We start from the raw sequence: 13,783 nt of genomic DNA on the forward strand, positions 1-13,783 counted from the left end.
GGGTAACCAGGACGCTTCAAAGTGTTGGTTTTGGCGCTGTCGGCCACCCTGGTGGGATTTGTCCTACTGGTGGCGGCTTTGGTCAGTGGTGTTCTCTGGTTGGCGATCGCCTGTGTGGTCGTCTGCGTGATCGGCGTCGGATTTCTGATTGCCGACCTACTCGGACTGGGGCGGAGTTCTTCTGCTTCAACCCGAACCGACGCGGATGGCCCCGACAGCAGCGATGCTGACCGTGGCGCTACCGGCAGCGACACCGCCGACGGTGATGTGAGTGATGACGAGGTCGGGACCTCGGATCAGGAGCAGGCTGGGGATTGGTCCGCCACGGCGGAACATGAGGAAGATCCCGCAGCCGGCGACTCGTCCGAGGGCCAGACCCGCAATGCGGGCGGCAATGACGCAGGATCTGACGCCGACACCGGTGTGATCCCTCGGATATCGAAACACGGTCGGGATGATGATCCGCCGACCGAAGAAATCTTTCTGGACAAACCACGTTAGACTTGAAGACGCATTGATCCGGCCATCACCGGGGAGCACCCGGAAGAACGGGGCCGCGAGGTCCTCAGTAGAACCGGGCGGATGAGGTCCGTCAAAGCCTCGGCGATTACCGGCAGGAGTGTGCCGGTCAATCGATGGAGTGGCGCCGATTCGAGGCGCAAGCGGGGTGGTACCGCGGCCGATGAAACCATCGGTTCGTCCCCGTGCCGGCTGATACGCCAGAGCACGAGGAGACGGTAGTGAGTTCACACGAATCGGCAGCGCAGGGTTCTTCGGGACAGGAATCGGCGGGACAGAATGCAACCGGGCGGGTGTACCCGTTGGTTGATCTCGCAGGCGGCACCCGCAGCGGAGCGCCCTCATTTCCCGAGGTCGAGGAGCGGGTGCTCGATTACTGGAAGTCCGATGACACCTTCCGGGCATCGATCGACAACCGGGCGGACGCGCCGGAATTCGTTTTCTACGATGGACCGCCCTTCGCCAACGGCCTGCCCCACTACGGCCATCTGCTGACCGGCTACGTCAAAGATCTCGTGCCGCGCTTCCAGACCATGCGCGGCAAAAAGGTCGACCGCCGGTTCGGTTGGGATACACACGGCCTGCCTGCCGAACTCGAGGCCGAGCGGCAACTCGGGATCACCGACAAGGCCCAGATCGAGACCATGGGCGTGGCGAAGTTCAACGACTACTGTCACTCGTCGGTGCTGCGGTATACCGATGAATGGCGCGAGTACGTCACCCGCCAGGCGCGTTGGGTCGACTTCGACAACGACTACAAGACCCTCGACATCGACTTCATGGAGTCGGTCATGTGGGCATTCAAGACACTGCACGACAAGGGCTTGGTCTACCAGGGTTACCGCGTGCTGCCGTACTCCTGGTATGAGCAGACACCGCTGTCCAATCAGGAGAGCAAGCTCGACGACGCCTACCGGATGCGTCAGGATCCCGCACTGACCGTGCGGATGCCGCTGACAACCAAGGACTCCGGCCCTGCCGAGCTCGACGGCGTGAACGCCCTGATCTGGACCACCACGCCCTGGACCCTGCCCTCGAACCTGGCGATGGCCGTCCATCCCGACACCGAGTACAGCCACGTTCGCGGCGAGGACGGGCAGGAGTACCTGCTCGCCAGCGCGCTGCTCGGCAGCTACGCGCGTGAATTGGGTTCGGACCCAGAGGTACTCGGCACCTACACCGGCTCGCAGCTGGAGAACATCAGGTACCGGCCGCCCTTCGATTTTTTCATCGGGCACGAAGGCGCCCATCGGATCCTGTTGGGCAACTACGTCACCACCGAGAGTGGAACCGGAATCGTCCATCTGGCACCGGCTTTCGGTGAAGAGGACATGGAGCTGGCCACGGCCGCCGGGATCGAGGTCGTGCAACCGCTCGATCCGGGTGGCCGTTTCACCTCGATGGTCCCGCCCTACGAGGGGCAGATGGTCTTCGATGCCAACCCGATGATCATCAAAGACCTCAAGGCGGCAGGCAAGATCGTGCGCCATGACACGATCGAGCACTCCTACCCACATTCGTGGCGGTCCGGAAAACCATTGATCTACATGGCCGTTCCGTCGTGGTTCGTTGCCGTGACCACCTTCCGTGACCGGATGGTGGAGCTGAACAAGCAGATCGAATGGTCCCCGGAACACATCCGCGACGGCCAGTTCGGCAAATGGCTCGAAGGGGCGCGGGACTGGAACATCAGCCGCAACCGCTACTGGGGTGCGCCCATCCCGGTGTGGGTCTCCGACGACCCCGAATACCCGCGCACCGATGTCTACGGCAGCCTCGACGAACTCGAACGCGATTTCGGTGTCCGCCCGGACAACCTGCACCGGCCGTACATCGACGACCTGACCCGCCCCAACCCCGACGATCCGAGCGGGCGCTCGACCATGCGTCGCGTGCCCGAGGTCCTGGACTGCTGGTTCGAATCCGGATCGATGCCGTTCGCCCAGGTGCACTACCCCTTCGAGAACACCGACTGGTTCGAGGGCACCGACACCGAACCAGGCCACAGCCCAGGCGATTTCATCGTCGAATACAACGGGCAGACACGCGGCTGGTTCTACAACCTGCACGTGCTCTCGACTGCACTGTTCGATCGTCCGGCATTCCGGACCGTGGCCGCCCACGGCATCGTGCTCGGCGACGACGGCCAGAAGATGTCGAAGTCCAAGCGGAACTACCCCGATGTGAACGAGGTGTTCGACCGGGATGGCAGCGACGCCATGCGGTGGTTTCTGATGGCTTCCCCGATCCTGCGGGGCGGCAACCTGGTTGTCACCGAGCGTGGGATCCGGGAAGGCGTCCGGCAGGCATTGCTGCCGTTGTGGAATGCCTACAGCTTCTTGCAGTTGTACGCCGAGCGGCCCGCGCAGTGGAGCACCGCGTCCACCAACGTGCTCGATCGGTACATCCTGGCGAAGGCTGCGGCCACCCGCGACGCGATGACCGAGCAGATGGAGACCTACGACGTCGCCGGTGCCTGTGACGAGTTCCGGAACTTCTGTGAAGCGCTGACGAATTGGTATGTGCGGCGGTCTCGTTCGCGCTTCTGGGCCGGTCAGGACGAGGCGCCGGAGGCGTTCGACACGCTGTACACGGCACTGGAGGTGGCCTGCCGACTGGCTGCGCCGCTGCTGCCGCTGACCACCGAGGCGATCTGGCGTGGGCTGACCGGCGAGCGGTCGGTGCATCTGACCGATTGGCCCGCCGAGGACGAACTCCCCGCTGATCCGGAACTGGTCGCGGCGATGGACGACGTGCAGTCGGTCTGTTCGGTGGCATCGAGCCTGCGCAAGGCCAACAAGTTGCGGGTTCGACTTCCGTTGCCTGCGTTGACCATTGCCTCGCCCGATGCGCTGCGGCTGGCTCCGTACACCGATCTCATCGCCGACGAGATGAACGTGAAGTCGGTGAACCTGACCGAAGATGCGGATCAGTACGGCAAGGTGGAGTTGTCCGTGAATGCCCGGGTGGCCGGTCCGCGCCTGGGCAAGGACGTCCAGCGGGTCATCAAGGCCGTCAAGTCCGGGAACGTCAGCATCACCGAACGCGACGGCGCCGAGGTGGTCAGTGCCGACGGTATCGAATTGCTCGAAGGTGAGTTCACCCGCAAACTCGTTGCGGTCAAGCCGGAATCGACTGCGGAGCTGCCGTCGGGCAACGGGCTCGTGGTACTCGACACCACGGTCACCGAAGAACTCGAAGCCGAGGGCTGGGCCAAGGACCGGATCCGGGAACTGCAGGAAGCGCGTCGCAGCGCCGGCCTGGATGTCTCCGACCGGATCAAGGTTGACCTGGCGGTGCCTGCCGAGCACCTCGAGTGGGCGAGGCGGCACGCCGATCTCATCGCAGGCGAGATCCTGGCCGTGGATCTGACGTTGGTCGACGGGCGCAAGGAAGCCGCATCGGGGGAGTGGGTCGAACTCGGCGACGGAGTCCAGGCGACGGTCACCAAGGCCGGCTAGGTCACTGGAGCCGGTATCAGTCCGATCCGATCGAGGAGCCCATCGATCTGCAGTGCGAACAACCGCTGCATGTCGGTGGGTGACTCGACGCCGAACTGACCGAATACCTCCAGGCTTGTCAGGCCGACTGTGCCTGCCCACAGGGCTATTGCGCTGTGGAGGTGGCGGTCGTCGAGATCAAGGCCGAACTCTTCTCGGATGCCGTCGAAGACGGCGCCGACATTCGACTCGATAGACGAGGGTTGCGGCGCGATCCGGCCTGATGCGGCGGCGTCGAGGATGGTGCGCATCAACAGTGCGACAACACGCGTCCCGGGTTCGGTGGTCTTCTCTGCCGGTGCCTGATAACCGGGGACCGGGCTGCCGTAGAGCAGTGCGTACCGTGCGGGTTCGGCGACCGCCCAGTCGTGGAATGCCATGCAGCTGCGCCGGATCTGTTCTCTCGGGTCGTCGGAGGGTGCGGTGTTGTGCGCGGCGCCGACCTTCTCGGCGAGTTCGGTGTACGCGTCGACCACCAAGATCGTCAGCAGGTCGTCGCGGCTTGCGACGTATCGGTACACCGCCGAAGACACCAGATCGAGTTCCCGGGCGATCGCCCGCAATGACAGCGCTGCCGCGCCATATTTCGCGAGATGCTCGCGGCCCACCTCGAGGATGCGCTGGTTCGTCTGTATCCGGGCCTGCGCACGTGGTGTCAGCTTGTCGGTCATACCCTCATCCTGCCATAACTGAGAGCAGTGCTCTTGCAATTGTCGCCGCAGTGGTGCACACTCGAATCAAGCGAGAGCAGTGCTCTCTAAACAAGTGGAGGAGCAGGTCATGACCGCAATCACGCATTACAACCAGCCCGGCAAGGGCGTGCACTTCTTCAACGGCATCGTCTCGTGGCTGGCCGACCGCGGGATCACGCTCGCCGGGGCGCGCACGCTCGAGGTGCGCGGCCGGGTTTCGGGCAATCTGCAACGAATCCCGGTCAACCCGCTGCGGATCGAAGGTCGCACTTATCTGATCGGAGCGCGGGGCGAGACCCAATGGGCCCGCAACGTACGGGCGGCAGGCACCTGCACACTGCGCGGTGGCCGGACCGCGACCACGTACTCGGTCTCGGAAGTCGACGCCGTGGACAAGCCCACGCTGCTGCGTCCATACCTGAAGCGCTGGGGGTGGGAAGTCGCCTCGTTGATGCCGGTCAAGATCAGCGCGGACTCCTCCGATGATGAGCTGGTGGCCGCGGGAAGGATCATTCCGGTCTTTGAGTTGCGCGCCACTTCCTGACGCCCGCGTCGGTTCTGGTGTCGTGGCCGGGGCATACGATTGCCGGTGTGCAACAACAGGGCGGGAGCAGCAGTTCCCGGTGGGTGATGCACATCGACATGGATGCCTTCTTTGCCTCGGTCGAGCAGCTCACCCGGCCGACATTGCGCGGGCGGCCGGTGATGGTCGGCGGCATGGGCGGGCGGGGAGTGGTCGCAGGCGCGAGCTATGAGGCTCGGGTATTCGGTGCGCGCTCGGCGATGCCGATGCATCAGGCCCGCAGGCTGGTCGGCGCCGGTGCGGTGGTGTTGCCGCCGCGGGGGTCCGTGTACGGCGCGGTGAGCAGGCGGGTGTTCGGCCTGATGCGCGAGATGATCCCGGTGATCGAAACCCTCTCCTTCGACGAGGCATTCGGGGAGCCCGCCGAACTGGCCGGGGCCGATGCCGCCGCCGCGGAAGGGTTCGCGCAGCGACTGCGGAAGCGGATCAGCGACGAGGTCGGCCTGGCCGCATCCGTCGGTTTCGGAACCGGTAAGCAGATCGCCAAGATCGCGTCCGGCATGGCCAAACCCGACGGCGTGGTGGTCGTCCGCCCCGACGAACAACGGGAGTTCCTGGCCCGATTGTCGGTGCGCAAACTGTGGGGGATCGGGCCGGTCGCCGGAGAACGGTTGCAGCGCTTGGGTATCGACACGATCGGCGACCTGGCGGCAATGTCGTCGATGGAGGTCTCGTCGGTGCTGGGCGCCACGGTTGGTCCCGGACTGCACCTGCTTGCGCAGGGTGTCGACGACCGGCCCGTCGCCGAGCGGGCCTCGGCCAAACAGATCAGCGCCGAATCGACATTCGCCGAGGACATCACGGATCTGGTGAAACTACGTGGTGCGGTGGAACGGTCCGCGGCCTCGGCCCATCGCCGGCTGCTCGCCGATGGACGTGGATCACGCACGGTGGTGGTCAAACTCAAGAAGTCCGACATGTCGGTACTCACCCGGTCGAGCACGCTGACCGCGGCCACCACAGAGTTTCCGGTCCTCGCCGCAGCTGCCCAACGTCTCGTGCTCGACCCGCAGGAGATCGGACCGATCCGCCTGGTCGGCGTCGGATACTCCGGTTTGACGGCGGTGCAACAGTTTTCGATGTTCCCGGAATTGGACGAGTTCGCCGGGCCCGAGTCTGGCGAGGGTGATGCGACGTCGGCGGAAGAGTCCTATCCCGGCGGGCGCACTCCGGACGCCGACCGGCTGCGCTGGACCACCGGCGATGACGTCCACCACCGGCAGCACGGCTACGGCTGGGTACAGGGCAGCGGCCACGGCCGGGTGACGATCCGATTCGAAACCCGGGCCACTGGTCCGGGATTCGCCCACACATTCTCCCTCGACGATCCCGACCTGGACAGTGCCGATTCGCTGCTCAGCCTCGACTGGCCGGATGAGTATCTGCGTCCGGTGCACGAGGAGGACTGACCGCCGAGCGAGTGCATCCGGTTTCGGTGGACGACTCCATGCCGAGCACACACACAGCATTACCCGGCAGGTAATGGACTGTGTGCACCTGCCGGGTGCACGCTGGTGGCCATGATCGATACCGAGGGAACCCAGCTGTTCCATACGACGATGCCGTTCACCGAGAAGCTGGGGATCGAGGTGCTCGAGCACGGACCGAATCTGGTTCGCAGCCGGCTGGCATGGGACGAGAGTCTGTGCACGCTGGGCGGAGCGCTCCACGGAGGGGCACTGATGTCGCTGGCCGATGCCACGGCCGCGGTCTGCGCCTACCTGAATCTGCCCGCGGGGAAAGCGGGCACGACCACGGTCGAATCGAAGACGAACTTCCTGCGCGCCGTGCGGTCGGGGCATGCCATCGCGTCGGCGACACCGTTGCACGCCGGAAGCAGATTCATCGTGGTCGAAACGGAAATCCATGACGATGCCGGGAAGCTCATCGGGAAGGTCACGCAGACCCAAGCCGTGCTCTGAAGATGCCCGGTTGACCGGCTGTGGTTCAGACGGTGGCAAAGAAGTCGGAGATCTCCTCTCGGCCACCGCCTCCGGCGAGTATCGCCTGCACCGCGATTCGTGCCTGGGACGCACGAAGCCATGGCGAGATCACGGCGCCACGCTTGATCAGATCGATTGCGCCACCACCGCCCCCGTAGAGTGGCACCACCTCACCGAGCGGGACCCGCGAACACACGATCACCGGCAGACCGCGTTTGATCACCCGACCGACGGCCGCGACCACTTCGGGATGGGTGTTCCCGGAACCGCTGGCCGACAGCACAATTGCGGCGGCGCCGACATCGGCGGCCCAGTCGAGAATCTGTGGATCGACGCCCGGATAGAGGGCGATGATGTCGACCCGGACACCGGCGATCGTCGCGGTTGGCACCAGCCGACGGGGTAGCCCCGGATGAACCTGCCGGAACGGCATCAGCGTTCGGGTGTCGAACTTGGACGCGCCGCGTGCAGCGACCACCTCGCCGCCCATGGCGATCAGGACTCCTCGCCCGCGCATAGCGGGGTCGAGGGCCATTGCGATGGCCGCGTCGATATTGGCCGGGCCGTCGGCATCGGGGGAGTCCGCGGGTAGTTGCGCGCCGGTCACGACAACCGGCCGCGGGTCGGCGTGCATCAGGTCGAGGAGCATCGCGGTCTCTTCCATGGTGTCGGTGCCGTGTGTGACCACAACCCCGCTCACGTCAGGATCGGCGAGTTCGGATGCCATCGCCTGCCGGATCGCATCCTGATCGGTGGGGAGCAGTGCTCCGGAATCGACCTGCACCACGTCGCGGACCCGCAGTTCGGTCTCGTCCGGTGCTGCCGTGGCAATGAGTTCGGCACCACCGACATCCGGACGCGCTCCGTCGGCGAAGCGGCGACTCGCGATGGTCCCGCCGGTGGTGAGAATCGACACCACTGCCTGCTTGTACGCCATGCAGGCCAGCTTTGACTCCCCGACCGTACGGGTCAAATCCGGAAGCATTTGGCATAGTGGGTCGAGACCGATGCCGATTTGGCCCAAACGACCAGATGCACCTGTCACTTGCGGTGACCGGTTGTGAAATGAGAAGGACGGATTTTGAAGCTTCGTAAGTTCGTGACCGCCGGAGTCGCAGTATGCGCCTTCCTGTCCATTGCTGCCTGCTCCGACGACGACGGCGGCTCGCCCACCACCACCACGACTACGTCGTCTGTCAGCTCTGAGGCCCCGGGCGAGGGCGGGCTGACCGACTCCAGCAAGCCGCCGACCGCCGCGCAGCTCAACACCATGCTGGAGACGGCGCTGGATCCGAATGTGCCTGCCAGCGAGAAGACCAAGCTGGTGCAGAACTCCGACAAGGATCCCGGACTCTTCGACAAGCTGGTCGAGGCCGCCCAGGCCAACCCGGACCTGGACTACCAGATCGTTGCCCCGGTCCGTCCCGCGGGCAAGGACCAGGCCAAGGCCAACGTCAAGGTCAAGCTCCCGGACACCCCGGAGCAGCAGCTCGAGGCTTTGATCGTCTTCGATCAGGGCACCTGGAAGCTGTCCTCGACCACGGTCTGCCTGCTCCTGTCGGCTGCCAACGAGACCAGCCCGATGTGCCCGGCCACCAGCTAGGACACACGTTGACCTGAGCGATCGGGACGACAACAGATACAAAACCAGCACCGGCGCCGAACGCGAATATCTCGCGATCGGCGCCGGTGCTGCTGTGTGTGCTGGGTCGTGCGGCGATCAGCGCTACTGCGACCACGTCGAGTTGAAACCGAGGAGCTGCCGGAACTGGGTTCCATCGCCGCCGACCAGGGTGCGACCACCGGAAATATTCATCTGACCGGAGACGGGCACACCCCGGGTCAGATCGATGACAACCGTTCCGCCGCCGGTCATCGAATAGCTCTCGATGTTCAGGGTGCCGCCGTCGGGAAGCCGGAACGCCGAGTTGTTCGGTGATTCGTCGATGGTGAACTCGACCGTCAGCCGGTCACCCTCACGCGCGGTGAGTGTTGCATTGATCGTCTGACGCACACTGGCTCCGGCGTTGACGGTCCGGACGGCCTCCCACCGTGCCCCGACACCTATCGGCTCGGTGGGCAGGGTTACGGACCGCTGGAAGGTGGAGACGAGGGCTTCCTCGACCGCCTGACGTGCGTTGTCGTCCGCATCCTTGCCCGGCAGGATCCGAAGTGAGATGGGTGCCATACCTGTACCGATGCTCATCCCGGCCCGGGAGCCGTCCTGGGCTTTGAGTGCTTCGTTCAGTGCGGTGTCGGGGGAACCGGCGGCACCGATCTGCAGGTCGATGTCGGTGGCATCGGTGCAGTTGACGCGGGCGGTCATCGGTAGGTCGACCGTGGTCGCCGACGACGCGGCGCCCTCGCCGTCCGGGGAGGCGAACGTCGACGTCGTCACGAGCTTGGCAGGCTGCGCGCTGGCCCGGTCGAACGCGCTCAGAGCAGCCTCGAGGGGCTCGCCACCTGCGGTTTCCAGGGTGACCTGCGCGGGCGGGACCGGTAGCAGGGCCGCGTCCGTTGAACCGGCGGTGCTATCGGTGGCGCATCCCGTCGGTGCGGGAGGAGGGGTGTTTTCGCCGTCCGATCCACATCCGGCCAGGCCGACGGTCAGGATCAGGGCCGCGGCGAGGGATCCGACCGGTCGCGACAACCGGGGAAGGTGGGGAATCGGCAGAAATCGGACTCGGGTCGATGACCGGAGCGGAGCAGGAGAGGACACGGCCGCCAGCGTATCGAGTCGCTCATGGATGATGGACAGGTGACAAGCGAGCCCACCCCCCAGTCAGCCGGCGATTCGACCGCTGACGTAACCCCGCAACCGGCCCGGCCCAAGGTCTGGGTGACCCTGGTGATCGTCGCCGTCGTGATCCTGATCGCCGACCTCGTGACGAAGATCATCGCGGTCGCGGTGATCGAACCCGGTGATCCGATCGAGATCATCGGCGACACGGTCACCTTCAAACTGGTCCGCAACAGTGGCGCGGCCTTCTCGATGGCCACCGGTTACACGTGGATCCTGACGATCGTCGCGCTTGCCGTTGTGGTCGGGATCGTGCGGTACAGCAGCAGGCTCGGTTCGGTGTGGTGGGCCGTCGGTCTCGGGTTGGTGCTCGGTGGCGCCGTCGGCAACCTGATCGACCGCATGTTCCGGTCGCCCGGCGTACTCCGAGGGCACGTCGTCGACTTCGTGTCGGTCGGATGGTGGCCGGTGTTCAACGTCGCCGACTCGGCGGTGGTCTGTGGCGCCGTCCTCCTGGTGGGTCTGACCCTCTTCGGGTTCGAGTTCGACGGAACCCGCGCCGCCGACCACCGTGACAACGACCACCCTGACAACGACCACCGTGACGACGATCCAGACACCTCGACAACAACAAAGGCAGTGAACGACAACGTGAGCACGGATGATCCAACTGAGAACGGCCGCGACGCATGACCCGGGAATCACGGTCCATGCCGATCCCGGACGGTCTCGACGGAATGCGAGCCGATGCCGGCGTCGCCCGGATGCTCGGATTGTCGCGGACGGTTGCGGCCACACTCGCCGACGACGGTGACATCAGCGTCGAGGGCGCGCCGGTCGGAAAGTCCCACAAGCTGGTCGGTGGTCAATGGCTCGAAGTGGTGCTGCCTGCACCGGCGCGGGTCCTGACCATCGAGGCACAACCGGTCGAAGGCATGGAGATCATCTATTCCGACGACGACATCGTGGTGGTCGACAAGCCGGTCGGGGTCGCGGCCCACGCATCGGTCGGGTGGACCGGACCGACCGTCATCGGTGGTCTGGCGGCGGCAGGATTTCGTATCTCGACGTCGGGAGCCCATGAACGGCAGGGCATCGTGCACCGGCTGGACGTGGGTACCTCGGGCGTGATGGTGGTCGCCACCTCCGAACGCGCGTACACCTCGCTCAAGCGGGCCTTCAAGCAGCGGACCGTCGACAAGCGCTATCACGCTGTGGTCCAGGGACATCCGGATCCGCGCAGTGGGACGATCGACGCCCCGATCGGCCGAAGCCGCGGAAACGACTGGAAGTTCACGGTCTCGGCCTCGGGCAAACACAGCATCACCCACTACGACACCGTCGAGATGTTCCGGTCGGCAAGCCTTCTCGATGTGCACCTGGAAACCGGCCGCACACACCAGATCCGCGTGCATTTCTCGGCCCTGCACCATCCCTGCTGCGGCGACATCACGTACGGCGCCGATCCGGTGCTGGCAGGCAGGCTCGGGCTGGAGCGGCAGTGGCTGCACGCCAGGGCGTTGTCGTTCGCCCATCCGGCTGACGGTCGACAGGTGGAGTTCACGAGTCCTTATCCGGCGGATCTGCAGCATGCGCTGGACATTCTCCGGGCCGGTTAGTCATGAGTTCGGCCGTCCGCACCGCACTTGGCCTGTTGGCCGTGATCGTGGTGCTGGTGGCCGGCCTGTATGTGGTCGGTGTGGTCAATCCGGTCCCGAAGCCCCTCGTCACCGATGACGTCCTGGGCCCCGACAACGGGGAGCAGGTCGCCGGCTACCTGGCCCGCGCCGAGGAGTCGTTGTCCGGACCCGACACCGACCGGTGGGCGCTGATCTCGTTGTCGGAGGCGAACTCACTCGACCAGGGCTGGGATCTGGGTACGGCATATCCGTCGATGTTGCTGTCGCAGAACATCTTCAACGTGCAGATCGACAGAGTTCAGACACCGACTGTGCGGGCCGCGGCGGGCAACACCAAGGATTCTTTCTACTGGTCGGAGCAGATCGGTGCCGAGCAGGTGACCGTCAGGTCGGTGGGCACCGATCGCGCCGAGCAGGTCGGTGCGGTGGCTGCCGCGCGGCTGCGGGCCGGGTGCAGTTGCCTGATCGGTCTGGTGGTCCGCGATCGGCTCGCCGTCCTGGAGCAGGTCGCCACCGCTCCGGGGGTCCGGGCGGTTGAGGCATTGCCAGGGGATGCCTCGGCGGGCATGTTCACCGTGATTCCGTTGCTCCCGTCAATGGTCGATGTCGTCGAGCCGGTGCCCGACGATGGACCCATTCCGGCGAGCTAGCTCGTTATATGGTGTGCCCTAGACAATTCGTGAGTTGTGGGAGGGGTCACCATGTTGCAGCCGGGGTCCTGGATTGCCGGGTACCGGGTGGAGCGTGCCCTCGGTAGTGGCGGCATGGGCGCGGTGTACCTGGCCAAACATCCCGAACTGCCACGCAGCGATGCCATCAAGGTTCTCGGTGAGCAGGTCGGTGAGGACGAGCAGTTCCGGAAACGGTTTCTGCGCGAGGCCGAGGTGGCGGCCGGCCTGGACCACCCCAACATCGTCACGATCTACAACCGTGGCCGCAACGACGGCATGCTCTGGATCTCGATGCAGTACGTCGCAGGCACCGACTGTGCCCAGGAATTGCAGCGGGCGCAAGAGAAGGCCGGCGCGCAGGTGGGTTTGCCGCCGCAGCGGGTCGTCCGGATCGCCGGTGAGATCGCCCGTGGCCTCGACTACGCCCATCGGCGCGGCTTACTGCATCGCGACATCAAACCGGCCAACATCCTGCTGTCGGAATACGAGTCGAGCGAGTTCGGCGACGGGATCGACCGCGGCTACACCACCGATGCCGATGAACAGCGGGTGTTGCTGACCGACTTCGGTGTGGCCAAAGCCGCCAATGAGACGGAATCCTTGACCGTCGTCGGAACGGTGCTCGCGACGTTGTCCTATGCCTCACCGGAGCAGCTCAAAGGGCTGCCGGTCGATGCCCGAACAGATCAGTACTCCTTGGCGGCCACCACGTTTCATCTGCTGGCAGGCCGGGTTCCGTTCAAGGGTGAGGGCACCGCCGACGTCATCGCCGGACATCTGAGCAAGCCGGTACCGCGGCTGTCCGAGATGGTCCCTGCGGTGCCGCCCGCAGTCGACTCGGTCATCGCCAAGGCCATGGCCAAGGAGGCCGACGACAGGTTCGCCACCTGCAGACAGTTCACCGACGCGCTGCAATCGGCGCTACGCCAGGGCCACTCCGCATACTCGCCGTCGGTCTCGGCCCGGCCATCGGTGACCTCCCACCCGGCAGGTCCGGTGACGCCGCAGCCGCGGCACCCGACCCCACCGCCCACCCAATCCGCCGGACCCCAGTCGTTCGGGCAGCGGCCGATGGGCCGGCAGCCGGGGCAGGGCGCTGCACCGCAGCCGTACCAGCAGCCGGCGCCCGCGCACCAGGTCTCGCCGCAATACTCGCAGCCACGACATCCCGCCCGGAATCCATCGGGAGCCAACGCCTCAGGTGCCGGTACCTCGGATTCCAACGCGGTGATGATCGCCCTGCTGATCGGGTTGGTCGTCGTGGCCATCGCGATCGTGGTGGCGATCTTCCTGGTCGCATGACGGGGTCACAGTGCGTCGCATGACGGGGTCACATCCCGTCACAACAGGCACATCCGTCACTTCCTGACGAGGTGTCCGCCGCGCCTGTCCGAGCTCGTCGGTACCCCCGCCTAGACTGAAGACCTTGCGCCCGCGGCCCGCTCTCGGCGGTGGTGTCGGCGTGGTGTTCGAGAGTTCGAATTGAGAGGTAGCG

General features: G+C 65.4%; 13 protein-coding genes. 10 read left to right on the top strand and 3 right to left on the bottom strand.

Annotation, left to right across the window (positions count from 1 at the left end; all coding sequences use genetic code 11):
- Window positions 1-21 precede the first annotated feature (21 nt).
- A complete protein-coding gene (locus tag AC1D75_RS12805) occupies window positions 22-501 on the top strand; it encodes a hypothetical protein (protein ID WP_495515567.1) in 480 nt (159 codons plus the stop codon).
- Window positions 502-740: 239 nt separating this feature from the next.
- Window positions 741-3,980 (top strand): isoleucine--tRNA ligase, encoded by a 3,240-nt coding sequence (ileS, locus tag AC1D75_RS12810; protein ID WP_495515568.1) that lies wholly within the window; start codon window positions 741-743, stop codon window positions 3,978-3,980.
- Here ileS and AC1D75_RS12815 read toward each other — a convergent pair.
- On the bottom strand, window positions 3,977-4,690 hold the full coding sequence (locus AC1D75_RS12815) for a TetR/AcrR family transcriptional regulator (protein WP_495515569.1): 714 nt from the start codon (window positions 4,688-4,690) through the stop codon (window positions 3,977-3,979). The two genes, ileS and AC1D75_RS12815, sit on opposite strands and share 4 nt — an antisense overlap.
- A gap of 109 nt (window positions 4,691-4,799) precedes the next feature.
- On the opposite strand from AC1D75_RS12815, the gene AC1D75_RS12820 reads away from it, so the two are divergent.
- The 3 genes from AC1D75_RS12820 (at window position 4,800) to AC1D75_RS12830 (ending at window position 7,216) form a co-directional block, all read left to right on the top strand.
- Window positions 4,800-5,255 carry a PNPOx family protein gene (locus AC1D75_RS12820; protein ID WP_495515570.1) on the top strand — a complete coding sequence of 152 codons (456 nt, stop codon included), beginning with the start codon at window positions 4,800-4,802 and terminating at the stop codon, window positions 5,253-5,255.
- 86 nt (window positions 5,256-5,341) lie between these two features.
- Complete coding sequence (locus tag AC1D75_RS12825; RefSeq protein WP_495516072.1) at window positions 5,342-6,703, top strand: DNA polymerase IV; 1,362 nt, start codon at window positions 5,342-5,344, stop codon at window positions 6,701-6,703.
- Between the two features lie 111 nt (window positions 6,704-6,814).
- Window positions 6,815-7,216 (top strand): PaaI family thioesterase, encoded by a 402-nt coding sequence (locus tag AC1D75_RS12830; protein ID WP_495515571.1) that lies wholly within the window; start codon window positions 6,815-6,817, stop codon window positions 7,214-7,216.
- A 25-nt stretch (window positions 7,217-7,241) separates the two neighbouring features.
- Here AC1D75_RS12830 and AC1D75_RS12835 read toward each other — a convergent pair whose 3' ends face one another.
- Window positions 7,242-8,174 carry an asparaginase gene (locus AC1D75_RS12835; RefSeq protein ID WP_495515572.1) on the bottom strand — a complete coding sequence of 311 codons (933 nt, stop codon included), beginning with the start codon at window positions 8,172-8,174 and terminating at the stop codon, window positions 7,242-7,244.
- Between the two features lie 144 nt (window positions 8,175-8,318).
- On the opposite strand from AC1D75_RS12835, the gene AC1D75_RS12840 reads away from it, so the two are divergent.
- Window positions 8,319-8,840 (top strand): WKL family lipoprotein, encoded by a 522-nt coding sequence (locus AC1D75_RS12840; RefSeq protein WP_495515573.1) that lies wholly within the window; start codon window positions 8,319-8,321, stop codon window positions 8,838-8,840.
- Window positions 8,841-8,963: 123 nt separating this feature from the next.
- Here the strand turns inward: AC1D75_RS12840 and AC1D75_RS12845 are convergent, their stop codons facing one another.
- Complete coding sequence (locus tag AC1D75_RS12845; protein WP_495515574.1) at window positions 8,964-9,887, bottom strand: hypothetical protein; 924 nt, start codon at window positions 9,885-9,887, stop codon at window positions 8,964-8,966.
- Window positions 9,888-9,980: 93 nt separating this feature from the next.
- Between AC1D75_RS12845 and lspA the strand changes: the two genes are divergently transcribed.
- Genes lspA through AC1D75_RS12865 form a run of 4 tightly spaced genes read left to right on the top strand, consistent with a single transcriptional unit; the run spans window position 9,981 to window position 13,590 of the window.
- Window positions 9,981-10,670, top strand: coding sequence for a signal peptidase II (gene lspA / locus AC1D75_RS12850; RefSeq protein WP_495515575.1), 690 nt, complete (start codon window positions 9,981-9,983; stop codon window positions 10,668-10,670).
- Window positions 10,667-11,596 (top strand): RluA family pseudouridine synthase, encoded by a 930-nt coding sequence (locus tag AC1D75_RS12855; protein WP_495515576.1) that lies wholly within the window; start codon window positions 10,667-10,669, stop codon window positions 11,594-11,596. Before lspA ends, AC1D75_RS12855 begins: the two co-directional genes overlap by 4 nt.
- A 2-nt stretch (window positions 11,597-11,598) precedes the next feature.
- Window positions 11,599-12,267 carry a hypothetical protein gene (locus tag AC1D75_RS12860; protein ID WP_495515577.1) on the top strand — a complete coding sequence of 223 codons (669 nt, stop codon included), beginning with the start codon at window positions 11,599-11,601 and terminating at the stop codon, window positions 12,265-12,267.
- A 51-nt stretch (window positions 12,268-12,318) separates the two neighbouring features.
- On the top strand, window positions 12,319-13,590 hold the full coding sequence (locus tag AC1D75_RS12865) for a serine/threonine-protein kinase (protein ID WP_495515578.1): 1,272 nt from the start codon (window positions 12,319-12,321) through the stop codon (window positions 13,588-13,590).
- Window positions 13,591-13,783: the final 193 nt, after the last annotated feature.

The sequence above is a fragment of the Williamsia sp. Y712 genome, from assembly GCF_059445525.1.

Bases quoted from the DNA above. Each gene is read 5' to 3' on its own strand.
- AC1D75_RS12815 (WP_495515569.1), bottom strand. From the start codon at position 4,690: ATGACCGACAAGCTGACACCACGTGCGCAGGCCCGGATACAGACGAAC.
- AC1D75_RS12820 (WP_495515570.1), top strand. From the start codon at position 4,800: ATGACCGCAATCACGCATTACAACCAGCCCGGCAAGGGCGTGCACTTC.
- AC1D75_RS12825 (WP_495516072.1), top strand. From the start codon at position 5,342: ATGCACATCGACATGGATGCCTTCTTTGCCTCGGTCGAGCAGCTCACC.
- AC1D75_RS12830 (WP_495515571.1), top strand. From the start codon at position 6,815: ATGATCGATACCGAGGGAACCCAGCTGTTCCATACGACGATGCCGTTC.
- AC1D75_RS12835 (WP_495515572.1), bottom strand. From the start codon at position 8,174: ATGGCGTACAAGCAGGCAGTGGTGTCGATTCTCACCACCGGCGGGACC.
- lspA (WP_495515575.1), top strand. From the start codon at position 9,981: ATGGATGATGGACAGGTGACAAGCGAGCCCACCCCCCAGTCAGCCGGC.
- AC1D75_RS12855 (WP_495515576.1), top strand. From the start codon at position 10,667: ATGACCCGGGAATCACGGTCCATGCCGATCCCGGACGGTCTCGACGGA.
- AC1D75_RS12860 (WP_495515577.1), top strand. From the start codon at position 11,599: ATGAGTTCGGCCGTCCGCACCGCACTTGGCCTGTTGGCCGTGATCGTG.
- AC1D75_RS12865 (WP_495515578.1), top strand. From the start codon at position 12,319: ATGTTGCAGCCGGGGTCCTGGATTGCCGGGTACCGGGTGGAGCGTGCC.